At 68.7% G+C, this 23172-nt stretch carries 16 protein-coding genes; 10 read left to right on the top strand and 6 right to left on the bottom strand.

Annotation, left to right across the window (positions count from 1 at the left end):
• Positions 1–269: 269 nt before the first annotated feature.
• The 3 genes from Cs7R123_RS22130 (at position 270) to Cs7R123_RS22120 (ending at position 7910) form a co-directional block, all read left to right on the top strand.
• The gene (locus Cs7R123_RS22130; RefSeq protein ID WP_212829625.1) at positions 270–7010 is read left to right on the top strand and encodes a DUF5615 family PIN-like protein; all 6741 of its coding nucleotides are present in this window, start codon (positions 270–272) and stop codon (positions 7008–7010) included.
• Entirely contained in the window at positions 6979–7299 is a 321-nt protein-coding gene (locus Cs7R123_RS22125) for a DUF3027 domain-containing protein (protein WP_212829624.1), read from the top strand. The genes Cs7R123_RS22130 and Cs7R123_RS22125 overlap by 32 nt, the downstream gene beginning before the upstream one ends.
• A gap of 377 nt (positions 7300–7676) precedes the next feature.
• Positions 7677–7910, top strand: a complete 234-nt coding sequence (locus Cs7R123_RS22120) for a hypothetical protein (protein ID WP_212829623.1) — start codon at positions 7677–7679, stop codon at positions 7908–7910.
• Positions 7911–8004: 94 nt separating this feature from the next.
• On the opposite strand, the gene Cs7R123_RS22115 is transcribed toward Cs7R123_RS22120, so the two are convergent.
• Entirely contained in the window at positions 8005–8622 is a 618-nt protein-coding gene (locus Cs7R123_RS22115; RefSeq protein ID WP_212829622.1) for a TetR/AcrR family transcriptional regulator, read from the bottom strand.
• 122 nt (positions 8623–8744) lie between these two features.
• Between Cs7R123_RS22115 and Cs7R123_RS22110 the strand changes: the two genes are divergently transcribed.
• A complete protein-coding gene (locus tag Cs7R123_RS22110; protein ID WP_212829621.1) occupies positions 8745–9740 on the top strand; it encodes an aldo/keto reductase in 996 nt (331 codons plus the stop codon).
• A gap of 48 nt (positions 9741–9788) precedes the next feature.
• Here the strand turns inward: Cs7R123_RS22110 and sigJ are convergent, their stop codons facing one another.
• A complete protein-coding gene (sigJ, locus tag Cs7R123_RS22105) occupies positions 9789–10724 on the bottom strand; it encodes an RNA polymerase sigma factor SigJ (RefSeq protein WP_244872078.1) in 936 nt (311 codons plus the stop codon).
• Between the two features lie 147 nt (positions 10725–10871).
• Here sigJ and Cs7R123_RS22100 point away from each other — a divergent pair, with 147 nt between their 5' ends.
• Entirely contained in the window at positions 10872–11945 is a 1074-nt protein-coding gene (locus Cs7R123_RS22100) for a nuclear transport factor 2 family protein (RefSeq protein WP_212829620.1), read from the top strand.
• A 587-nt stretch (positions 11946–12532) separates the two neighbouring features.
• On the opposite strand, the gene Cs7R123_RS22095 is transcribed toward Cs7R123_RS22100, so the two are convergent.
• Positions 12533–13549 (bottom strand): HNH endonuclease, encoded by a 1017-nt coding sequence (locus Cs7R123_RS22095; RefSeq protein ID WP_212829619.1) that lies wholly within the window; start codon positions 13547–13549, stop codon positions 12533–12535.
• 784 nt (positions 13550–14333) lie between these two features.
• Positions 14334–15713, bottom strand: coding sequence for an IS607 family element RNA-guided endonuclease TnpB (gene tnpB / locus Cs7R123_RS22090; RefSeq protein ID WP_212829618.1), 1380 nt, complete (start codon positions 15711–15713; stop codon positions 14334–14336).
• A 386-nt stretch (positions 15714–16099) separates the two neighbouring features.
• Between tnpB and Cs7R123_RS22085 the strand changes: the two genes are divergently transcribed.
• The 3 genes from Cs7R123_RS22085 (at position 16100) to Cs7R123_RS22075 (ending at position 18742) form a co-directional block, all read left to right on the top strand.
• The gene (locus tag Cs7R123_RS22085; protein WP_212829617.1) at positions 16100–16786 is read left to right on the top strand and encodes a hypothetical protein; all 687 of its coding nucleotides are present in this window, start codon (positions 16100–16102) and stop codon (positions 16784–16786) included.
• A 100-nt stretch (positions 16787–16886) separates the two neighbouring features.
• Complete coding sequence (locus Cs7R123_RS22080) at positions 16887–17792, top strand: ABC transporter ATP-binding protein (protein ID WP_244872077.1); 906 nt, start codon at positions 16887–16889, stop codon at positions 17790–17792.
• Positions 17789–18742 (top strand): ABC transporter permease subunit, encoded by a 954-nt coding sequence (locus Cs7R123_RS22075; protein ID WP_212829616.1) that lies wholly within the window; start codon positions 17789–17791, stop codon positions 18740–18742. Before Cs7R123_RS22080 ends, Cs7R123_RS22075 begins: the two co-directional genes overlap by 4 nt.
• Positions 18743–18787: 45 nt before the next feature.
• On the opposite strand, the gene Cs7R123_RS22070 is transcribed toward Cs7R123_RS22075, so the two are convergent.
• Positions 18788–19486, bottom strand: coding sequence for a helix-turn-helix transcriptional regulator (locus Cs7R123_RS22070; protein ID WP_212829615.1), 699 nt, complete (start codon positions 19484–19486; stop codon positions 18788–18790).
• A gap of 65 nt (positions 19487–19551) precedes the next feature.
• Between Cs7R123_RS22070 and Cs7R123_RS22065 the strand changes: the two genes are divergently transcribed.
• Both Cs7R123_RS22065 and Cs7R123_RS22060 read left to right on the top strand, forming a co-directional pair.
• On the top strand, positions 19552–20229 hold the full coding sequence (locus Cs7R123_RS22065) for a hypothetical protein (protein WP_212829614.1): 678 nt from the start codon (positions 19552–19554) through the stop codon (positions 20227–20229).
• Positions 20226–20972, top strand: coding sequence for an isocitrate lyase/phosphoenolpyruvate mutase family protein (locus Cs7R123_RS22060; RefSeq protein WP_212829613.1), 747 nt, complete (start codon positions 20226–20228; stop codon positions 20970–20972). The genes Cs7R123_RS22065 and Cs7R123_RS22060 overlap by 4 nt, the downstream gene beginning before the upstream one ends.
• Here the strand turns inward: Cs7R123_RS22060 and Cs7R123_RS22055 are convergent.
• A complete protein-coding gene (locus Cs7R123_RS22055; RefSeq protein WP_212829612.1) occupies positions 20938–23100 on the bottom strand; it encodes an MMPL family transporter in 2163 nt (720 codons plus the stop codon). The two genes, Cs7R123_RS22060 and Cs7R123_RS22055, sit on opposite strands and share 35 nt — an antisense overlap.
• Positions 23101–23172 lie beyond the last annotated feature (72 nt).

Below are 23172 nucleotides of genomic sequence, written 5' to 3'. Positions count from 1 at the left end.
TAGTGTCAAAGTAGTCTTTGGCTTTAGAGGTCTGTTCCGGACTCCTGCGGGCTGTGCGGCTGGTGCGCGGTCCGGCCGCCACAGGTGTTCGCGTGCTGGCGTCCGGGTCCGTATCACGGGTGGGCAACGATCACCGGCCGTGGTCAGGGCACATTGGACCTGTCGGATTTGCACTCTTGTTGGCGTCCATCGAGATCATTAGAGTCTCCCCGCTATCGATCTTCGTTAGGGGAGAGCTCGTGTCTGCGTCATCGAGACGTGCCAGGCCAGTGCACCGAATTCCGTTGATACTGGCGTTGTCGTTGGCGGCAGGGTTGCTGCCGTTCGTTCCTCCGCTGACTCCTGCGGCCGAGGCTGCCGTCGGTGTGTCGGCGGATCGCTCGGTCCCCGTCCGGTCAGGAACGGTGCAGCTGCCACCGTCTGGCACGCTGGCCGATGCGTTCAAGCCGTCACCGGTGGCGTGGCCGAAGGCGGGTAAGTCGGTCATCAGGATGGATCTGGCCGCGGACGGCCGGTCGCGTACTAGGGGTGCCGGTGCGCCGGGTGGGTTGCCGGTGACGGTCACCGCGGTCGATCACGCCCCCGACGCATTGTCGAGCCGCCCGGCCAGCGGTCTTCGGACCGCAGCTGATCAGCCTGCCGCGGTGCAGGTTGAGGTCCTGGGCAAGCAGCAGGCCGATGCGGTCGGTGCGGCGCTGCTGATGAGGGTGTCGCGTACGGACGGCGGGACCGGCGGTGCGGTTCGGCTGGGTCTGGACTACTCGTCGTTCGCGCATGCTTATGGTGCTGACTGGGCGTGGCGGTTGCGGTTGTCGCAGGTGCCGCAGTGTGCGCTTAGCACGCCGCCGGTCGCGGCGTGCGGTGTGGCGACGCCGCTGGCGTCGGTCAACGACGGCAAGGCCGGCCAGGTCTCGGCTGAGATCGCTCTCGGGCAGCCGGTGCAGGAGACAGCTGCTGGTGCCCTAGCCGCCGGAGCGCAGAACGCGGATGCCGCCGGAGTCGTGGTGGCGATGTCAGCGGGTGCCACGTCGGAAGTCGGCAACTTCACGAAGTCGGACCTGAAGCAGTCGTCGTCGTGGTCGGCGGGCGGCAGCGCGGGCAACTTCAACTACTCCTATCCGATCGAGGTCCCGCCGGTGCCGGGCGGGTTGGCGCCGCAGGTGGCGTTGACTTACAGCTCGGGAGCGGTGGACGGGCAGACTGCAGGCGGGAACACGCAGCCGAGCGTGATCGGCGAGGGCTGGGCGTACTCGCCCGGGTTCATCGAGCGCGCCTACCGCCCGTGTGCGCAGGACGGCGATGACACGGATGGGGGCTACTCGCCGCTGTTCCCGTCGCTGAACCATGGAGACCTGTGCTGGCGCCGTAACAATGCCGCGATCATGCTGAACGGCAAATCGTCGGACATCGTGTGGGGTGACGACGGCACGTGGCGGTTGAAGGACGGCGACGGGGAGAAGGTCGAGCTGCTCCACGGTGCGTCCGGTTCCAACCAGGACCTCGACGACAACGAGTACTGGAAGGTCACCACGCGGGACGGGACGCAGTACTTCTTCGGCCTGCACACGATGCGGTCGGGCAACGGCACGGGTTCGGTGCAGTGGGTGCCGGTGTTCGCCAACCACACCGGCGAACCCTGCCAGAACACGACCGGGGTGGCGTCGTCGTCACGGTGTTCGCAGCAGGCGATGCGGTGGATGCTCGACTACGTCCTGGACCGCAACAACAACGAGATGACGCTGTTCTACACCTCCGACTCCAACAAGACTGCCCTGAACGGCAGTGCGAACACGACGCAGAATTACCGGCGTGACATCCAGTTGGCGCGCATCGAGTACGGCACGAACAAGGTCCACGACGCCGCGACGGTGAAGGCGCGGGCGCAGGTGGCGTTCACCTACAGCGACCGCTGCGTGACCGCGTCGTGCAGCACGCATGACGAGGCGAACTGGCCGGACACGCCATGGGACCTGGACTGCACCGCGGCGCCGTGCTCGAACAACATGGTGCCGAGCTTCTGGTCGACCAAGCGACTGACGAAGATCGAGACGCAAGTGCTGTCCGGCGGCGTGTACGCGACGGTGGACGAGTGGGCGCTGGAGCACAGCTTCCCGTCGACTGGCACGTCGCTGTCGCCGGTGCTGTGGTTGAACAAGATCACCCACACGGGCAAGGTCGGCGGGACCGCGACCCTGCCGTCGCTGCAGTTCCCGGCGATCACCTCCGGCGGCGGCCGGTCGCAGAACCGGGCCGACTACGACCCGGGCGCGAGTATGGCCTCGCACATGAAGTACCGGATCGTGCAGATCAAGACCGAGACCGGCAAGCAGATCGACGTCACGTACTCCGGTGACGACGCGAACAACAACGGTGACGGCACCGACTGCGTCTTCGGCGGCACGCTGACGTTCCCGAACCCGGACGTCAACGCCCACCGCTGCTTCCCGCAGCTGTACACCAACCCATCCGGCAGCACGGCCTGGACCTGGTGGCACAAGCGCGTCGTGACCCAGGTGGTCGAGTCCGACCTGGTGGGCGGCTCCCCGCCGGTCACCACGACCTACGCCTACTCCACGGCATCGTCGAACACGAAGGTGCTGTGGGCCCACGACGACGGCGCGGCGATGTTCAGCACGTCCAACGGCCGGTCGTGGGGCAACTGGCGCGGCTACACGGACGTGACAGTCACGACCGGCCCGGCTGCGGGCACCCGGTCGCAGACGAGCTACCTGTACTTCCGCGGTCTGTACGGCGACTCCACCGACACCGGCACCCGGTCGGTCACCATCACCGACGGCATGGGCCTGGTCTGGTACGACCTGGCGAACCGGACCGGGCACCAGCTCCAGGAGACCACCTACGACCAAGCCGGCGGCACCGCCGTCCAGCGGATCCGCACCGAACCCTGGGAGCTCACCACCGGCACCCGGACCCTCACCGACTGGACGACACCCGCGGTCAACTACTCTTACATCACCCGCGACCAGGACAAGATCCGCTGGGAGTGGACCGGCTCGGGCTGGTCGACCCGCGACGTCGTACGCCAGACGTTCAGCACCACCGCCGCCACCGCAGGCCGACTGGTGGACCGCCAGCAGGAATACGCACCCGGCAACGGCCAGGACACCTGCATCCGATACACCTACGCCGACGCCCCGACCGCGAACATGTACTCGTTCCTGTCCCGGGAACAGACCGTGAAGAAGCTGTGCAGCGTCACGCCGACGATCCCTGCGGACCTGCTGTCGGACACCCGCAACTACTACGACAATGGTTCCTGGGGTGCGGCGCCCAGTCGCGGCAACGTCACCAAGACCGACGCCTACGGCGACACCGGCTGGATCACCACCTCCCAGAACCTCGAGTACGACGACTTCGGCCAGCTGACGTCCGCGAAGGACGCACTGGGGCGCCAGACCACCACCACCTACGCGCCCAACGGCGACGGGCTGACCCAGACCGTCACCGCGACCAACGGCGCCGGGTACTCGACCATCACGAGCCTCAATGTTCACCGCGGTCTCCCGGCGACGGTCACGGACGCCAACGGAAAGGTCACGACGGGCACCTATGACCCGCTGGGACGCCTGACATCGGTCACCAAGCCGGGCAACGCCAGCGGTCTCCCAGACGTCGCCTACACCTACTCCATCACCGGCTGCCCGAACCCGCCGACCGTCTGCAGCCCGAGCTGGGTGCGGACCGACACGCTCGGGCCGAACGACAACCAGATCAGCTCGTACGAGATCTACGACGGACTCCTTCGCATCCGGCAGGTGCAGACCACCGCACCGGACAGCAAGCGGGTCGTCAACGACACCACCTATGACCAGCGCGGCCTGGCAGCAAAGACGTCGGCGTTCTACAACAACGCCAGCGGGCCGACCTCGACTCTGCTCGCGTTCAACGACGTGGACGTGGATCGCCAGTCTCGCTTCACCTACGACGGTCGCGGCCGCAAGCTCACCGACGAGCTGTGGTCGCTCAACACGCTGAAGTGGAAGACCAGCACCGCCTACCAGTGGGACCGCACCTCGGTCACCCCGCCGACTGGCGGCACCGCCACCCAGGACGTCTATGACGATCGCGGCAACGTGGTGGAGAAGCGGCTGTACCACGGAGCCACCCCGGCGGGGGCATACGACACCACCACCTACGGCTACAACCTGCGCAATGAACTGACGTCAGTAAGCGACGCGGCCGGCAACGACTGGACCTACACCTTCGACCTACTCGGTCGCAAAACCGCAGCCAGCGACCCTGACACCGGCACGACGCAGATGAGCTACGACAACGCCGGACAGCTGACCACCAGCACCGACGGCCGCGGCCAGGCCCTGACGTACGTCTACGACAACCTCGGCCGCAAGACCAAGCTGCACAACGGCACCACCACCGCCGGTCCGCTGCTCGCCAGCTGGACCTACGACACCGTCGATCTGGGCCAGCTGACCAGCTCCACCCGCTACGACGGCAGCCTGGCGTATGTCGTGACGGTCAGCTCCTACGACGACGGCTACCGGCCCGAGTCGGTAAAGGTCACCGTTCCCGTCTCGACCCCCAACGGGGCGCTTGCAGCCGACTACACCACGGTCAGCACCTACACCAACAGCGGCGCCGTCAAGACCATCACTCCGCCGCTGGCAGGCGGCCTGCCGGCCGAGACGATCACCACGACCTACACCAATCAGGGGCTGCGTACCACGGTCAAGAGCGGCATCGCCGACTACATCTCGTCGCTGACCTACCGCTGGGACGGCGCCGTCAAGGAGACGGTCAACGGCACCGCCGGCAAGCAGGTCCGCCGCACCAACACCTGGGACGCGCCCACCCCGCGTTTGACGGTCAACCAGATCGACACCGAGAACCAGGCCACGCCCGGTACCTGGGTCGACCGGTACACCACCAGCTACGGCTACGACGACTCCGGCAACGTCACCGCCATCGCCGGGAAGACCAGCGGCATCACCGACCAGGTCGAATGCTTCAACTACGACTACCAGCGCCGCATGACCAAGGCATGGACCGAAGCCACCTGGAGCTGCACCACCCCGCAACGCACCGGCTCCGACCCGTACTGGCGAGAGTGGTCCTTCGACGTCGTCGGCAACCGCCTCACCCAGACCGACAAGGTTCCCAGCGGCACCAACACCAGCTGGACCTACACCTATCCGACGCAGGGCACGGCGCAACCCCACGCGTTGGACACGATCGTCGCCACCGGGCCGCTCGCCGGAACGCCCAGCCGGTCCTTCGACTACGACACTGCCGGGCACACCAGCCTCCGACAGACCGAGACCGGCGCCACCCAGAACCTGACCTGGGATGCCGAAGGGCACCTCGCGACCCTCACCCAGGGCGGCAACGTCACGTCATACCTCTATGACGCAGACGGGAACCGTCTGATCAGCCGGGCTCCCACCAAGACCGTTCTCTATCTCGGGGATACCGAACTAGAACTGCCCAGCGGCGGCTCGCCGCTGGGAACCCGGTACTACGAGGACTTCGCGGTCCGCAACTCCACCGGGCTCACCTGGACCGGCGCCGATAACCACGGAACCCAGCAGATCCAGATCAATTCGGCCACCCTGGGCGTCACCCGCAACCGCACCATGCCCTTCGGCGAGAAACGCGGGGCGCAGGGGCTGTTCGTCGGCACCAAGGGATTCGTCGGCGGGACTCTCGACGACACCGGCCTAACGCACCTCGGTGCCCGTGAGTACGACGCGGGGACCGGTCGCTTCATCTCGGTCGATCCGATCATTGATCTGAACGATCCGCGGCAGTGGCATGGCTACGCGTACTCCGGGAGCAATCCGGCGACGTACGCCGATCCGACCGGGCTGATCTGGTCCGAGTTCTACGAGAACGACCGCAACGACCGTCAAGGATTGTGCGGCGACGGCACCGTATACAAGTGCGCCGCGAACTATGTGAACAACTACTACTACCTTGAGGAGAAATTCAGCGGACCGCCCGAGGATCCAGATGCCTTCGCCATCATCTCGGACGTAGTCGTCGGCTTCACACCGTACGGCGTCCTTCTGGACATCAAGGACGCCATCGTATGCGCCAACGACATCTCGTGGAGCTGCAGCGCTGCGGCGGGCCTCGCGTTCATCCCCCTGATCGGTGACCTCGGCAAGCAGTGCGTCCGGCACTGCGACGAACTAGTCGATCTCGGCGAAGGCGTACTCAAGAAGACCGATGACGCACCCAAGGTGCCGAAGGCCTGTAACAGTTTCGATCCCGACACGCCCGTGTTGATGGCCGATGGCACGACCAAGAAGATCAAAGACGTCGGCCTCGGGGACGAGGTCCTGGCTTCTGACCCCGAAACGGGCGAGACACGTGCCGAACCCGTGACACAGCTGCACCTGAACGACGATACGCAGCTCACCTCCGTTATGGTCGATGATGGACATGGCTCGGTGTCGGTTCTGGAGACGACCTGGGAGCACCCGTTTTGGTCAGTCACGCGGGAGCACTGGGTCCCGGCTAGTGTTCTGCGCGCGGGCGAGATCCTGTCGAGTGTCGGTGGTGATGTTGCGGTTCAGGGAATCCGCAACAGCATCGGCTCCAAGGCCATGCACAATCTCACCGTCGCCGAGATCCACACCTACTACGTCCTCGCGGGTAATTCGCCTGTTCTGGTTCACAACACCAATGGTTGTCCGACAGGCGAATTGTCTGACGCCATGCGGGACTTGCTGGCGAAAAGGGCGGGGTTTACCGGCGGCGGCCAGCGGTACATTCTTGATGAGAATTTGTCGCCTGCGTTGGCCGAACTATTGAGAGCTAAAGGCATTAATGTTCGCGGCGTTAAGGAAATGGGCCTTGGCGGTACCAAGGACCCTCAGCTGCTGCAATTGGCTGAGCAACTGGGTGCTAAGATAATCACGCGCGACAGAGGCCGCCAGATGGACGGTGGATTCGGCGACCTGTCTGTTAATGTCGATCGGCGAGTGACTACCGTGGATGGAATCCTGCGAATCCTGCTGGGGAGGTGAGATCGTGGCGGAACATGTAGGCCGGAGTAAGAAGACCCTCGATGGTATTCACGCGCGTTGGATCGCGCGACGTCACCGGAACACGGACGATCTCACATACCGCGACGAGTGGTACGACGAACAATGTGGCGGTTGTAGGTTCTGGTTCCCCTTGGCAGGCGAAATGGGTTCTGACTACGGTGCGTGTGCAAATGGAGACTCTCCTTTCGACGGGCGAGTAATGTTCGAGCATGATGGGTGTGCGGCGTTCGAGGAAGCCGACGAATGGGTAACTCCGGAAAGTATGTGATCTGGTAGCAGGGGCACGCAGAAAGTAACGTGCACCGAATTACCAGCCTGGCGACTGAGCATTATTGGATTTGCGGAGTGGCACCTTGCTCATATGGGTGCCACTCCGTTTGCGTTCTGACGGTAGGAGGAATACCGTCCAAATTGAGTTGCGCCGGACTGGGGTGTTTCAGTCGCGACGACCTTCAATATTGGCGTGAGGGACGACTCGGTCCATATGGGTTCGCTTCGTTGAGCTCAGATCAAAGCTCGGCGGCTTCAGGCCGGTGGTAGGCGCAGGTCGGAGGATCGGCTCGTGCTGAACGTCCTTCGAGCGGCTGGTGGCCGCCATCGTGTTCTACGCATCGGACCAGGTCGCCCTCGAAGCGCGGCCCGACCATGTCATCGGTCCTGGGCGTGCTCGGCGGGTCGGGCGACGACGTGCTCTCGACCACGGTGGCCGCCCGTCTGGTCGGCAACGGCGGTGCGGACTGGCTGATCGGCTCGGACTTCGACGACGGCATCGTCGCCGAGGACGGTGCCGGCGGCGACCTGGTGCTCGGCGGCCTCGGCTACGACCAGTGCCCGGTGGATGCGGGCGACACCGTCTCGGGGTGCGAAGTCGTGTGGTGACGAAGGCGCCGGCCATGGCGGGTGATGACAGGTCCCGCCATGGCTGCGCCTGTCCAACGGCCGGTCGGCCGTGTCGGGTCTGCCGGAGCGCGTGTCAGTCGTACAGCGATGACAGCCAGAGATGGGTCAGGGTGTCGACCAGGACCTGCCGGTCGTCGAACGGCGGCACCCCGCAGGCGGCGAGGTAGTACAGCCGTTCGCCGGTCCAGGTCAGCGCCGCGGCGAGCGCCGGAACGTCGACGCCGTCGAGCCGGGCCGCCATGGCGGGGTCAGCCGCCCGGTCGGCCTCGATCCGGGCGATGGTGGCGTCGGTGAACGTCTGCATCTGGACGAGCCACAGTTCGCGCAGCTGGGGATCGGACGCCCAGCTCTCGACGATCGCGCGCAGCACGGCCGCGTTGGACAGCCACAGCCCGGCGCCCGCGTCGATGCCCGCCCGCAGCGTCTCGCGCGGTCCGGCCTGCGCCTGCACCCAGGGCTGCGCGGCCTCGTGGCCCGCACCGACCGCGCGGCGCACGAGTTCGGCCAGCACCGCCTGCTTGCCCGCGAAGTAGAAGTAGAAGCTGGCCCGGGAGACCCCGGCGGCGGTGATGACCTCCGCCACGCTGAGCGTGTCGAAGGTGCGTTCCCGCAGCAGTTCGCGGAGTGCGTCGAGGATGCGCTCGCGCAGGTCGGCGCTGCCCCGGTGGGGTTCGTCGCGTCGGGCCGTCATACGGCACAGCATACGGTACGCCCCGTCTGGACAGTATGACCAGACACGCTGTATGGTCGCGCCATGACACAGGTCATCGGCTATTTCGCAGTCAGCGATCCCGTCGCGGCGGCGGTCTCCGCATGAGGTGCACGACGTTCGGCCGCAGCGGTCTGCGGGTATCCGAACTGGCGCTCGGCGCGATGACGTTCGGGGAGCAGGGAGGCGTGGGCGCACCGATCGAGGAGTGCCGGCGGATCCTGGACGCATACGACGAGGCCGGCGGGAACTTCGTCGACACGGCCGTCAACTACCGCGGCGGCGCCAGCGAGGAGTTCCTGGGCACCCTGCTGGCCGGGCGGCGCGACCGGTTCGTGGTGGCCACGAAATACACCGTGACGCGCGACCCCGCCGACCCCAACGGCGGCGGCAACCACCGCAAGAACCTCAGGCTGTCGCTGGAGACCAGCCTGCGCCGGCTGAACACCGACCACATCGACGTCTACTGGGTGCACATCTGGGACCGGCACACCCCGATCGACGAGACCATGCGGGCACTGGACGACGCGGTCGCCGCCGGAAAGATCCTCTACATCGGTGTCTCGGACACGCCGGCCTGGGTCGTCTCCCGGGCGAACACCCTCGCCGAGTGGCGCGGGTGGACCGCTTTCACCGGCCTCCAGGTGCCCTACAGCCTGATCAACCGGGACGCCGAGCGGGAACTGCTGCCGCTGGCCGAGGCGTACGGTCTCAGCGTGACGGCCTGGAGCCCCTTGGGCGGCGGTGTGCTGTCCGGCAAGTACAACCACGGCACGCCCGCCGGAAACGCGCGGCTGAACAGGGACTCGATCAGCGACCGCGACCTCGGTGTGGCGCGGGCCGTGCAGCAGGTCGCCGACGAGCTGAACGCCACCCCGGCGCAGGTGGCGCTCGCCTGGACCCGCCTGCGCGACGGCGTGCTGCCTGTCATCGGCGCCCGGTCCGTCGCCCAACTGCACGACAACCTGGGCTGCACCGCGGTCGTGCTGCCGCCCGAACTGGTGGCGCGCCTGGAGGCGGAGACCCGGTTCAGCCCCGGCTTCCCGGTCGACTTCATCGAGCAGAACAGGGGATGGGTGCTCGGCGCGGCCGCCGTCTGACGCTGGGCGCCTCCCCCCGGGAGGCGCCCAGCCTGGTGCAGACCCGTCTCAGCCGATCCGCCAGGGCCGGAGCTTCTCGGGGTTGCGTACCGCCCAGATGCGCCTGATCCGGTCGCCCGCGATCTCGAACGCGAACACCGTCGCGACGTCGCCGTCCTGGTGCGCGACCAGGCCGGGCAGGCCGTTGACCGTGCACTCCGAGAACGTCGTGCGATCACCCGCCACCTGCGCGATCTCGACGTAGGCACGGGCGATCCGCACGCCGCCCACGATCGGGTGCAGGTGGGTGGGGGCCAGTCCGCCGCCGTCGGCGGTCGCGGTGGCGTCGGGGTCGAGCAGGCTGATCAGGGCGTCGACGTCCTTGGCCGCCCAAGCCGTCCGGAACCGCCTGACGACGGCGGCCTGCCCGGCACTCGGGCCCGCCGGAGTGCGTGCGGTGCGGACCCGCCGACGGGCCGACGAGGCCAGTTGGCGGCACGCCGCCGGAGTGCGGCCGACGATCTCGGCGACCTCGCCGAAGGGATACCGGAAGACGTCGTGCAGCACGAACGCGACGCGCTCGGCCGGGGTCATCGCGTCGAGGACCACCAGGAAGGCCATCGTCACGGACTCGTCGAGCGTGACCTGGTCGGCCGGGTCGACCCCGCCGCCGGAACGCCCGGCCGCCCAGCCCGCCGACCCGGGCAGCGGCTCGGGGATCCAGTCGCCCACGTACGTCTCCCGCCTGGCCCGCGCCGAGCCGAGCAGGTTCAGGCAGAGGCGGCTGGCGACGGTCATCAGCCAGGCGCCGGGCGAGCCGACGGCCTGCTGCTCCCGCTCCGGCATGGCATACCAGCGGGTGTAGGTCTCCTGCACGACGTCTTCGGCCTCGGCGAGGGATCCGAGGAGCCGGTATGCGAGGTTGATCAGGCGGCGCCGCTCGCCCATGATCGCGCTGAGACCGGGGTCGCGCTGGTCCCCGCCAGGCTCGGTACTGGTGGTCATGGTCCGGACGTCTCCCTCGCTCGCCGTGCCTGTACCCCCTTTCGACCGGACAGCACACCGGAATGTGAGGTCCGCGCGCCGCCTCACATTCCGCCGGGCTGCGTTGTCGTACCGGTGAGGACGACGACAAGACCGAAAGGAACTCCGATGAACGACTTCCAGGCCGTCGCGGACCGCGTCGAGATCGAGGCACTGCGCGGCGAGTTCACCGATGCGGCGATGATGCGCGACCGGCCCCGCCTGGCGTCGCTGTTCACCCCGGACGGCGCCCTGCGCATGCCCAACATCCCCGTCGAACTGGTCGGCCGCGAGGCGATCCGCGCCGGAGGCGAGCGGCTGCAACGGCAGTGGGACTTCTTCGTACAGAACACGCATCCCGGCACGGTCGTGCTCGACGGCGACACCGCGACCGGCCGCGCCTACATCCAGGAGATCGCGCGGACCGTCGACGGGCGCCAGGGCCTGAACTACGCCGTCTACCACGACCGCTACCAGCGCACCGCGGAAGGCTGGAAGTTCACCGAGCGGGTGTACGAGGTCAGATACCTCGACACCTCCCCGCTGGCGGGCACGGCCCCCCACCCGGTACGGGACACCGAGACCGGCCCGGCCGGGTCCTTCGCCGAACCGGCGTCGGCCGGCCGGCTGGAGCGGGCGGCCGCCGCGCTGCGTGCCAACGGCTTCGCCGCCGAGATCCTCGACGACGCCGCGGCCGCGCGCGCCCGCGTCCGGACCCTGATCCACGAGGGCGCCAGCGTGCTCACCGGCGCCAGCGAGACCCTGCGGCTGTCCGGCATCGACGAGGACATCAACACCGGCGGCCGGTACGACGCCATCAGGCCGCGCGTCCTGGGCATCGACCGCGCCACCGGCGCCGACGAGATCCGCAGGCTGCTGGCCTGCCCCGACTTCGTCGTCAACAGCGTCGCCGCGGTCACCGAGACCGGCTCGCTCGTCCTCGCCTCGGGCAGCGGCAGCCAGCTGCCCGCCAACGCGGGCGGCGCCGCCCACGCGGTCTGGATCGTCGGCGCGCAGAAGGTGGTGCCCGACCTGGACACCGCGCTGCGCCGGATCGAGGAGCACGCCCTCCCGCTGGAGAGCGCCCGCGCCCAGGCGGTGTACGGGATGCCGAGCGCCGTCAACCGCCTACTCGTGCTCAACGCCGAACCCCGCCCGGGGCGCGGCACCGTGCTGCTGCTGCGGGAGGCCATCGGATACTGAGAACGCCGAGAGGTACACGCCGGGATGGGCAGACGGCTTCGACCGTGCCACAGTCGGCGTGCCGTTTCGCCCTGCAACTGGGCCTGAGCCATCTCGGCTGGATTAGCTAACGACGCGTTGTAGGCGGACAAAGCTGTTGTCCAGGAATGAAATCACAAGGGTCGTTGCGTTACAACTGCAGATTCCCGAAATCGGGCCCTTGCCTTGGCAATCCACGGATCGATGCGACGGAACTGGATGGCTTCATCTTGGCCTTCCTCATAGCCAGCCTCGATCAACTCGAATATTCCTAAACCCATCCCGATGACGACTATCATGTTGTTCTTGTGCCCTTCATGGCCAAACCGGTGTTTGTTCAACTCGTTGCGCTCACTCCGATGCGTGATCCCGACATGGTGTCGTGGTACACATGCCCAGATCGCCGGTAACCGGGAATTCCGGAGGCAGCCCGCCAGGGCTCGCCGCCCCCGGGGGGATCGTCACCCTGCCCGTTCTCGACCTTCTCCCGAGTACGGACGGGATCTTGATCCTTCTTGTGACGATTGAATAATACCGGCAATGAGGAAAGCGGGCGCACTGGGTGAAATTCACGGAAAGACTTCTGCGATCTCGTCGAATTCGTATTCCGCAGAATCGATGACGACGGTGCGTGCTGCGTCGCCTGGTGCTGCGAGATTCCATCGCACCGTCATCTCGAAAGTGACGCCGACCTGCACTCTCTCTGGTGCCGTATAGTGTCCTCGCCTGGCGAAACTCGGGTCGATCATGTCCTCTGCGACGTCGAATTCTCGCAGGAGTCCGCCGAGAAATCGGATGACAACGGCCGGACCATCACGGTGGTGGGAAGTGACAATCAAATGGAGAGTGTTCGCTGCGGCCAGCGTCGGCGTGCCCACCCATAAGCTTTCGCGGCAGTATGTTTCGGTGCGTTGGTCAAGTCCGGTGATCAACTGGTCCAAGACCGACTCGATGATGCATTCAACCGAGTCGGCACAGATGTCGGTAACTACGCGTAACGCAAAACGTCCCAGCTTGTCAATCGAGATGATCACTGCCTGCCCGCTCACGTCCAGGTGACGCAAGGACGCGAAGTCGCTGGCCTTTTCCTCGTCGATCTGCCCGAAGATCCGTACGATCTCGGGAGCATGTTCTATGAAGACTTGACGGATCCTTGGGTCATACGGATTTGCGTATCGGGCCTTGACGAATGCTTTGGCTATGGCGCTGGCGCTGGGGTAACTTCGGGCGTGTCGCTCGACCTTGGCCGCATGACCGGTAGCGGCGTCAAGAAGCGTGGTCGTTATGAGCGCGGCGAGTAGATCCCGGTTGGACTTTCTGCTGTTGCAGTGGCTGCACGCGGGTGCGAGATTGGCGGGTCGGTCGACGTGGAAGTCGTCATGCAGGCCGTGCAGCTTGATTAAATCTGCTAATCGATTGGGGTCGGTATCGCGCGGAATGATGTGATCGATTTCGACCTCGGGGAAGGTTAGTGGCCTGCCACAAGAGTAGCAGCGTTCATCCCATGCTTTGAAAAGCGACCATCGCAGCGGAGTGTTGTCGCCGCCGCGATACCCGATGACACCGGGAGGAAGTGGTCCGGTCACAGGTGACCACCGCGGTCTGCTTCAGTACAGACGTGAGGGTGGAGACGGGGAAAGGAGCTGGGCACAATCCACCCTTCAACGCTGGTCACTTCACCGAGTTATACCGCATCGGGGTAGGCGCGGCGAAGGTCCGGATAGCTTGCTCACCGATCGGGTAGTGGGTTGCTGTGCTGGATGCATCGGTTCGCCGACCGTACCCTCGCCTACCGGCGACGTCCCCCGGGTGAGTGATGCGCGGTTTATCCGCTATAGATGGATATGGTGTCAGCTGTAGCGAGAGAACTTCACACCACGCTGCGCGATCTCGGCGCTGGCCAGACCGCTGTCGAGTGGATCGCGGTCCGGCAAAGGACCACAGCGTCAGCCGGGGCCCTTCCGGGTCGCGGCGGTTCTTGGAACTCCGGCCCAGTAGCGACAGATACCTTCTGGAACGGGCATCCTCCGACACTCGCGCCGGCGGCAGGCCGCCGCACTCCGCACGCCATCGATAGCCGGTCTTGCGCCCGATCTTCAACAGTCGGCAGGCCTCGACCGTGCCTAACCCTGAGGTCACCAGTCGCCAGTACTCCGACTCGAGTTCGAGCCGCCGTTTCCGCCCACGTCGCGCCATCAACACGCCTCACATGATCAAGGGTGTTGCGACAAGTACTAGAACCCGCCCGTCGCTAGGGGGTCACGTTTCGGCCGTCGTTGACAGCTCGCACACCAGATCTGAGCGACGACCTCGCCCAGTTCGTGCGCGCCAGCTGGCGCGAGTACTACCACCGTTGCGTCCAAGCGCACTCTAGTGAGCGCTCGTGTTGCTGTCGGCCGTTGCCGGTCGACGGTCCCCGTCTGACCCACCATGGTGGTGCGGGGTGGTCGCTTCACAGCCACCTGCCGCCACAGGGGCGGTCTTACGGTCGGCTCCACGGCCGTTTTGCGTCTGCCGGCCACTCCGGTCGACGTACTGCTTCAGGTTGATCGCTGCGTTCAGGTCGCGGTCAATGCGCAAGCCGCAGTGCTCGCATCGGTAGGTCCGTTCTTGCAGTGGCAGCTTGGGTTTCGCCGCGCCGCAGGACGAACATGTTTTCGAGGATGCGAACCAGCGGTCGGCGACGACCACCCGCCCGCCGTTCCAGGCGGTCTTGTATTCCAGTTGCCGTCGCAGGGTGGCCCAGCCGGCGTCGCCGATGTGCCGGGCCAGCCGTCGATTCGCCAACATGCCCGCGACGTTGAGGTCCTCGACCACCACGGTGCCGTACGTCGCGGCCAGGGTGGTGGTGAGTTTGTGCAGGCCGTCGGTACGCAGGTTCGCGACCCGGGCGTGCGCGCGGGCCAGGCGGGTCTTGGCCTGCTGCCAGCGGCGGGACGGTTGCTGTCCGGTGCGCCGGTCGGGGCCCTGCCTGCGGGACAGGGTCCGGGCGGCGCTGCGTAGCCTGCTGGACGCGGCGGCCAGGTGGCGGAGGTTGGGCACGATCTGGCCGGTTGACAGGACCGCCAGGCTCGCGATACCGACGTCTACGCCGACGGTCTGCTGCGGATGCGCGGGGGTGCGGGTAGTGCGGGTGACCTCCGCGGTGAACGACACGTGCCAGCGCCCGCCGGTGTGCCGGACCGTGGCCGACAGGATGCGGGCGGTGCCCGCGTGCAGACGTCGGGCGAGTTTGCGAGTCGACTCGTGGGTACGGATACGGCCCAGCCTGGGCAGGGTCACGTGGTGGCGGGTGTCCTCGACCCGGATCGTGCCGGTGGTAAAGCGCACCGACGGCACGGCCCGACGGCGGGACTTGAGCCTGGGGAACCCGACCCGGGGTCCAGCGCGGCGGCCACTGCGGGAGGCTGACCAGTTGCCTAAAGCCTTGGCCAGTCCATGCAAACCAGTATTGAAGGCCTCCTTCGAACACTCTGACCACCACGGCGCCACCTGCGGCTTGGCTATATTCCAGGCGCGTCGCAGAGCGGGCAGGGTCCAGTCCAGCGCGGGAGTCAGTTGCTGTTCGGTGAGGCCGTAGGTGCGTTCGGCGGCACGCTGGTCGAAATTGGTGCGGACTGCGGTCAATGCCCAGTTGAACGCAAATCGACCTGCTCCGGCATGCCGACGCAGGTCGCGGTCCTGCGCGGGAGTCGGATCCAAAGCGAAGCGATAACCCTGTACCACGACTTGACAACCCACATCGGACACAACGTTCAGGCTAGTCGCCGGGTGCGACAATACCTGCCAGCAACAGATGTTACTCCGACGCCGGGCTCGACGACTCATGGGAGCTGGCGGGGCGTGGTCCCCGCTTGCCATGCGAGCCACCGACTTGGGTGTCGGTTGAATGCTTGGCAGCCCGCTGCGCAATGGTGGGCGACCCGTCATTGCGCAGCGGCCGGCAAGTCGGTTATGCCGCGCTCAATGGGCACTCCGGTGACACCTTGTGGGTCGGAGCCGACGACGGTGACGACAGCGCGATCACCTGTCGCGGCCGCCCCCACCCTCCTCGGCTATGTCGGCGACCCCAAGGTGCATCTGTTCCCACCGCCATCGCGGCGTCGCACGCGAGCCAGGCGGCCCGGACGCGCGCTATGGCAACGGTTCTGGCGGGCAACGACGCCGTCGACATGCTGCGGCAGCGGGTCGAGCCCGGCATCCGGCGGCGGGCCGTCATCAGATCGCACAGCATCGACCTGCTGACCCGCCGCCGCGTCCCGCCCGGCGACCTCACCGTGTCGGCGGCCGGTCCGGCGGACGAGCCCGAGATGGTCGACCTGTGGCACCGTACGGCCGCCGCCCGCCAGTTCGCCCCGGTCTGCGACGCGTTCCCGCTCACCCGGCCCGACCTGGACTACCTGGTGGCCCGGCGTCCCGGCGGCGGGCTCGCCGGGTTCGTCGGCCTGTGGGACCAGCACGCCATCAAGCAGATGCGCGTCACCGGCTACTCGCCCCGGCTGGCCGCCGCCCGGGTCGCGTTCAACGTCGCGGCCCCGCTGCTGCGGGCGCCCCGCCTGCCGCGACCGGGCGGGGAACTGAGCTACCGCACGGTGGTCAACCCGTGCGCACCCGATCCACATACGTTGCGTGCCCTGCTCGTAGCCGCCTGCAACCGGCTGCACGGGCGGCACTCGTTCCTCACCGTCGGCCTCGACGTCCGCGATCCGCTCGCCCAGGCGCTGACCGGCCTGCGGGCGCAGCCCACCGACGTCGACCTGCTGTGCCTGGGCGGACCGGCCGACCTGGCCGCCCCGATGCACTTCGAGATCGCCACGGTCTGACCTGCCCGACCGACCGCGCCACCCGGTTCTTGCGTCCCGCCGATACCTAGAACTACTATGCATCACGCTTCTATGCATCGGACGGAAGGGGAGCTGGTCGGTGGCCGACGATGGTATCGCTGTCAGCGGACTGACGAAGCTGTACAAGAACGTGCGCGCGGTCGACGACCTGTCGTTCACCGTCAGCCCCGGCCGGGTCACCGGCTTCCTGGGGCCGAACGGCGCGGGCAAGACGACCACCCTGCGCATGGTGCTGAACCTGGTCCGTCCCACGACGGGGACCGCGACCATCGGGGGACGGCGCTACGCCGACCTCACCGACCCCATCCGCAAGGTCGGCGCGCTGCTGGAGGCGTCGGGCGCGCACCGCGGCCGCACCGGCCGCAACCACCTGCGCATGCTGTGCGACGCGGCCGGGATCCCCGCCGGCCGGGCCGACGACGTGCTGGACACGGTCGGGCTGACCCCGGCCGCGAACCGCAAGTTCAAGGGCTACTCGCTGGGCATGCGCCAGCGGCTGGGCATCGCCGCGGCGCTGCTGGGCGACCCGGACGTGCTCATCCTGGACGAGCCCGCCAACGGCCTGGACCCCGAGGGCATCCGGTGGATGCGGGGCCTGCTCAAGTCGCTCGCCGACGAGGGCCGCACGGTCCTCGTCTCCAGCCACCTGCTGTCCGAGATGGAGCTGCTGGCCGACGACGTCGTGATCATCGCGGCGGGCAAGCTGATCCAGCAGGGTCCGATGGCGCAGGTCATCGACTCGGCCGGCGGCGCGCAGCTGCTCGTGCGCACGCCCCGCCCGGACGCGCTGCTGGCCGAGCTGGGCGCCGCGGTCACGGCCACGCCCGCCGAGGGCGGAGCGCTGCGGATCGTCGGCGCGGACGGGCCGACGATCGGTGCGGCGGCGATGCGGGCCGGCGCCGAGATCCACGAGCTGACCGTCGAGCGGCGCGACCTAGAGAACGTGTTCCTCCAGCTGACGGCCGGAAAGGCAGACATCCGATGACCGCGACAGTCCAGGCGCCCCCGGCCGCGCAGCGCCCCGTGATCGCCCACGTCGGCATCCCCGGGCTCCGGCTGGTCCGCAGCGAGATCCGGAAGATAACCACCACCAACGCGTGGTGGCTGTTCGGCATCGCGTCGCTGGTCTTCACCGGGCTCGCGCTGTTCATCAACATGGCCGAGGCGTCCGAGCACCTCGCCCGGGCGCGCGACACCGCCGCCGTGTTCAAGCCGGGCCGCAACATGAGCGCGGTGGAGATCGCGGCGGCCAGGGCGGAGTTCGCGCAGCTGCACGACCTGCACCTGCAAGCGGTCAACGCGGCCGGCAACATCTTCACCAGCGGCCAGTTCTTCGGCCTGCTGCTGGTGATGCTGCTGGGCGCCCTCGTCATCACCAACGAATTCCAGTACCAGACGGCGACGGCCACGTTCCTGACCACGCCGCAGCGGACCCGCGTGGTGTTCGGCAAGCTCTTCGCCGTGCTCGGACTCGGGCTCGTCTTCTGGCTCGTGTCGCGGGCCGTGTCGTTCGCGGCCGGGCTGGTGTTCTTCCACAACCTCGACCTGACGAACTCCCTGGGCGAGTGGCCGGTCCAGCGGGCGATCATCTTCAACCTGGTCGCTTACCTGCTGTGGGCGCTGCTCGGCTTCGGGCTCGGCACGCTGATCAACAGCCAGATCGGCGCCGTGGTCACCGCGATGGTCATCTACCTCGGCGGGTTCGTGGGCGGGATCGGCGTGTTCAACCTCATCCGGAACTACCTCATCCACGGTGACTGGGTGCTGACGTCCGCCGTCGTCATGCCGCCCATCGCGTCGCAGGTCATGGTCTCGCCGGAGAAGCTGTACCCGCAGGCCGCGCAGTGGTGGGTCGGCGTGCTGGTCATGATCGGCTGGGCGATCGTCGCGGGCGCCATCGGCATCGTGCTCAACCGCCGCCGCGACATCGCCTGACGGCGGGCCGGACGCGGCCTCGACGACGCCGGAGGCCGCGCCCGGCTAGTCGATGTCAGGGAGTTCCAGCAGGCGGCGGAGCGCGATCTTCCCGGCCGGGGTCGTCCGCACCGCCCTGCTGGAACCGATGCGCACGACCCATGCGTTGTCGAGCAGCTGTCGGCACAGCTTCGCCCCGGCTGTGCCGGCCAGATGCTGGCGGCGCTCCGTCCAGTCCAGGCAGCCGCGGGCGAGCGGCCGTTTCGCGGGCCGCAACTCGTCCGGACCCACCTTCAGCACCTCGGTCAGCCAGGCCAGGCCAGCCGGGGTGAGGGCGAAGCCGCCCGTCTGATCGAGCAGTCCCGCCACGGTCATCGCGTCGGTTATCGCCACCCCGAGCCGCCCGGCCAGGTGGTCGTAGCAGGTGCGGCCGCGTCGCAGGGCGGCACTGGCCGTCGTCTCCCGCAGCCCGTGCGCCGGGGCCGGCCGGGGGCTGGTGTGGGCCGACAGGTCCTCGATCAGTTGCGCGACCGCCGGACCGCTGAGCTGTACGTATCGATGGCGGCCCTGGCGCCGCTCCACGAGCAGCCCGCCGCTGATCAGGCGGTGCAGGTGCTCGGTCGCGGTGGAGGGCGCGACGCCGGTATGGGCCGCGAGCTCGCCCGCGGTCCAGGCCCGGCCGTCCAGCAGTGCCAGGCACATGGCCGCCCGCGTCTGATCGGCGAGCAGTGCCGCCAGCGATGCCAGGTCAGATGCCGTGTTCATCGTCCCATTGTGGGCGCGGGTCCGTTCGGCCGTCACCGAACTGTCGCGGCCGTAGCGTTTGCCGTATGCAGACGATCCACGGCCCTGACGCCGTTCTCGCCGTACTGAACGACCCCCTGTTCGCGGTGCCGCCGGTCCCGGCGGCGCAGGCCGGGGTGGCGTGGCTGCGCGCCACGGTCGGCCGGTTCAGCAGCGGACCGGCGTACGAGCGCCGCCGGGCGCTGTCGGTCGCGGTCCTGGCCGCCATCCCGCTGGCCGCCCTGCGCACCTCCGGTTCGACGCATCCGGTGCAAGCACTGGCACGCGCCATGGGCGTCCAGGACGACGTCGTCGGCCTGGTGCGCGACGTCGCGCAGGCCTACCAGCCGGGCAGCGGCGACGACGGGCGCGCCGACGCGGCCGTCGGCGCGCTGGTCGCGGTGTTCGGCGGCCGGTACGACGAGCCGACCGCGGCCCGGATCGGAGTGCTCGTCCAGGCCTGCGCCGCCACCGCCGACCTGATCGACAAGGCGCGCCGGCACCCGGTCGAGGACGTGCTGCGCGACCAGCCGCCTGTCCCCGCGACCAGGCGGTGTGCCCTCGTCACGACGACGGTCGGCGAGCTCACCATCGAAGCGGGCGAGGTGGTGCAGGTGCGGCTGTCCGGCGAGCTGGCGTTCGGCGCCGGGCCGCGCCGCTGCCCCGGCCGTGCCCATGCCCTGGCCCTCGTCGAGGCGAGCCGGGCCGAGGAGGCGGCGGCATGAGGGACTTCGCCGCACTGCACCGCGCCGGTGACCCGCTCGTGCTGCCGAACGTGTGGGACGTCGCGTCCGCGCGCAGCCTGGCCGACGCCGGTTTCCCGGCGCTCGGCACGACCAGCCTCGGCGTCGCGGCCGCGAGCGGCCTGCCCGACGGCCTGGGCGCCACCGCCGCCGAGACGCTGCGCCTGATCAGGGCACTGGCGACGCTGCCGGTGTGCCTCACCGCCGACATCGAGACCGGCTCGGTCGAAGCCGCGGCGGCCGTGGCGGCATCCGGGGCCGTCGGCGTCAACATGGAGGACGCCATGGGCCCGGCCGCGGCCCACGCGGCTCTGATCAGCGCGGTCAAGCAGCAGGTGCCGGGGTTGTTCGTCAACGCCCGCACCGACACCCACTGGCAGCGGCCCGGCGACCTGAGGGAGACGCTGCACCGGGTACGGCGCTACGCCGACGCCGGTGCCGACGGGGTGTTCGTCCCGGGTCTGTCCGAACCCGCGGACATCGCCGCCGTCGTGGCGGCGGTCGACCTCCCGGTCAACATCCTGTTCCTGCCCGGCAGGCACACCGTCGCCGAACTGGCCGACCTCGGCGTACGCCGGATCAGCACCGGTTCGCTGCTGTTCCGGGCCGCGCTGGCGGCGGCGGTGCGGACCGCCGAGGCCGTCCGGGACGGCCTTCCGATCGCGACCGGCCTTCCCTCGTACACGCAGGTCAACGCCGCAGCTTCGGCACCGGCGCCGGGATGACCTCCGGCACGGGCGGACGCCCGCGCGTGCCGGCCGCGACGCTGCGGGAAGGCCACCAGTTGGCCCGGCCGAGCAGGGACATCACCGAGGGCAGCAGCAGCCCGCGCACCACGACGACGTCGAGCAGCACGGCCACGGCCATGCCCACGCCGATCTCCTTGACCGCGACCAGCTGCCCCAGCGCGAAGCCGAGGAACACCACGCCGATCGACACCGCCGCCGCGGTCACCACCGGCCCCGTCGCGACGATCCCGGCCAGCACCGCACGGTCGTTGGCACCGCGGTCGTCGCCGGTCCGCCGGGACCACTCCTCCCTGATCCGGGCCAGCAGGAACACCTCGTAGTCCATGGACAGGCCGAAGACGAACACGAACAGCAGCAGCGGCGTCGTCAGGTCCAGCGCCCCCCAGGGCTCGAACCCCAGCAGCGCCGAGCCCCAACCCCACTGGAACACCGCGACCAGCACCCCCAGCGTCGCCAGCATCGTGAGCAGGTTCATCAGCAGCGCCTTCACCGACGCGACCACCGAACCGGTGAGCAGGAACAGCAGCAGCGCGGTCGCGGCGACGACCACCGCCAGCGCCACCGGCAGCCGCTCGGCCATGGCGTCCTTGGCGTCGACGAGCTCCGCGGCCGGGCCCGCCACCAGCACGGGCACCGGCGTGTCCAGCGCCCGCAGCTCGCGCACCAGCCGCTGGACGTGCTCTGCCGCGGCCGGGCCGGCCGTCTCCACCTCGGCGATGACGGCCTGGGCCGGCACGTGCTCGCGCAGGTCCACATCGGTCACCCCGGGCAGGGCGCGCATCCGGTCCAGCAGCTCCCGGACCCCGGGCGCGTCGGCGGCGGCGTCGATCACCACGGGCACCGGCTGGGGGTACTTCGCCGCGAAGTCGCGCTGGACCGCCTCGTACGCCAGCCGGGCCTCGCTGCCCGCGGGCAGCGACCGGGCATCGGAGTCGGCGAGGTTCACGTGCAGCAGCGGCACGCTCAGCGCGAGCAGGCCCGCGGTCACCGCCAGGGCGACCACGGCAGGCCGGCGCTGCGCGAACGCGGCCGACCGCGCCAGCAGCCCGGGGCCGCGCCGGGCGGGCCGCCGCCACACCCAGGTCCGCGTCCCCGGCGCCGGGATCCGCCGGTGCGCCACCGCGATCAGCGCGGGCACCAGGGTCAGCCCGGCCGCACCGGCCAGCACGACCACCAGCGCGCCGCCCAGCGCCATCGCGGCCAGCAGCGGCTCCGCGAACACGAACAGGCCCGACAGCGCCACCCCCACCGCGAGCCCCGCGACCAGCACCGCCCGCCCGGCCGTGGACACCGTCCGCGCCAGCAGCTCCGGCACCGGCGCACCGGGATCGGCCGCCCGCTCCTCGCGGAACCGGGCCAGGATCAGCAGGCTGTAGTCGACCGCCAGCCCCAGGCCGAGCAGCGTGACCACGTTGACCGTGTACTCGCTGACCGGGACCGCACTAGCCAGGCCGGTCAGCGCCAGCAGCGTGCCCGCGACGGTGGCCAGCGCCGTACCCAGCGGCAGGCTGCTCGCGACCAGCCCGCCGACGATGAGCACGAGCACCCCGCACAGCACGATCAGCGCGACCGACTCCCCGAACGCGGCATCGGCGATCGCCTGGTCGCCGAAGTCACGCTCGGCGAGCAGCTTGCCGCCGACCAGCACGCGGGGCGCGTCGATGCGGTGCAGCGCGGCGGCCACCCGGTCGGCCACGGCCAAGGCCTCGTCGTCGCCCAGTTCGGGCGACAGCTCGACGACGACCAGCGAGCTCTGGTTGTCCGATGAGATCTGGCCGGAGCCCGCGGTGTACGCGTCGGTGACCTTCACGACGCCGGGGATCGCCCGGACCTCGTACATGATGCGGCTGGCCTGGCTGACCAGGTCGGTGGCGAAGAAGTCCCGGCCGGAGACCACCGCCACCAGCTGCTCGCCCGTCGGGGTCAGCTCGTCGATGCGGGTCTGGGCCCTGGACGACTCCGCGTCCGGGCGCAACCCGTCCAGCGACTGGGTCCGGTCGTAGACGCCGCCGCCGAGGACCGCGCCGCTCAGGGCGATCACGGCCCAGACGGCGAGCACGGCGTACCGCCACCGGGCGACAGTCCGACCGAGCCGTGCGAGCATCGCATCCTCCTGAGGGGCGGCCGTCCGATCTGGGCGGTCGCCCCGCCATGAGATACCGCCGGTTGCCCGAAA

Source organism: Catellatospora sp. TT07R-123, assembly GCF_018327705.1.
Classification (GTDB): domain Bacteria; phylum Actinomycetota; class Actinomycetes; order Mycobacteriales; family Micromonosporaceae; genus Catellatospora.
The sequence above is the reverse complement of the archived record's forward strand: the minus strand, read 5'-3'. Positions and strand labels throughout refer to the sequence as shown.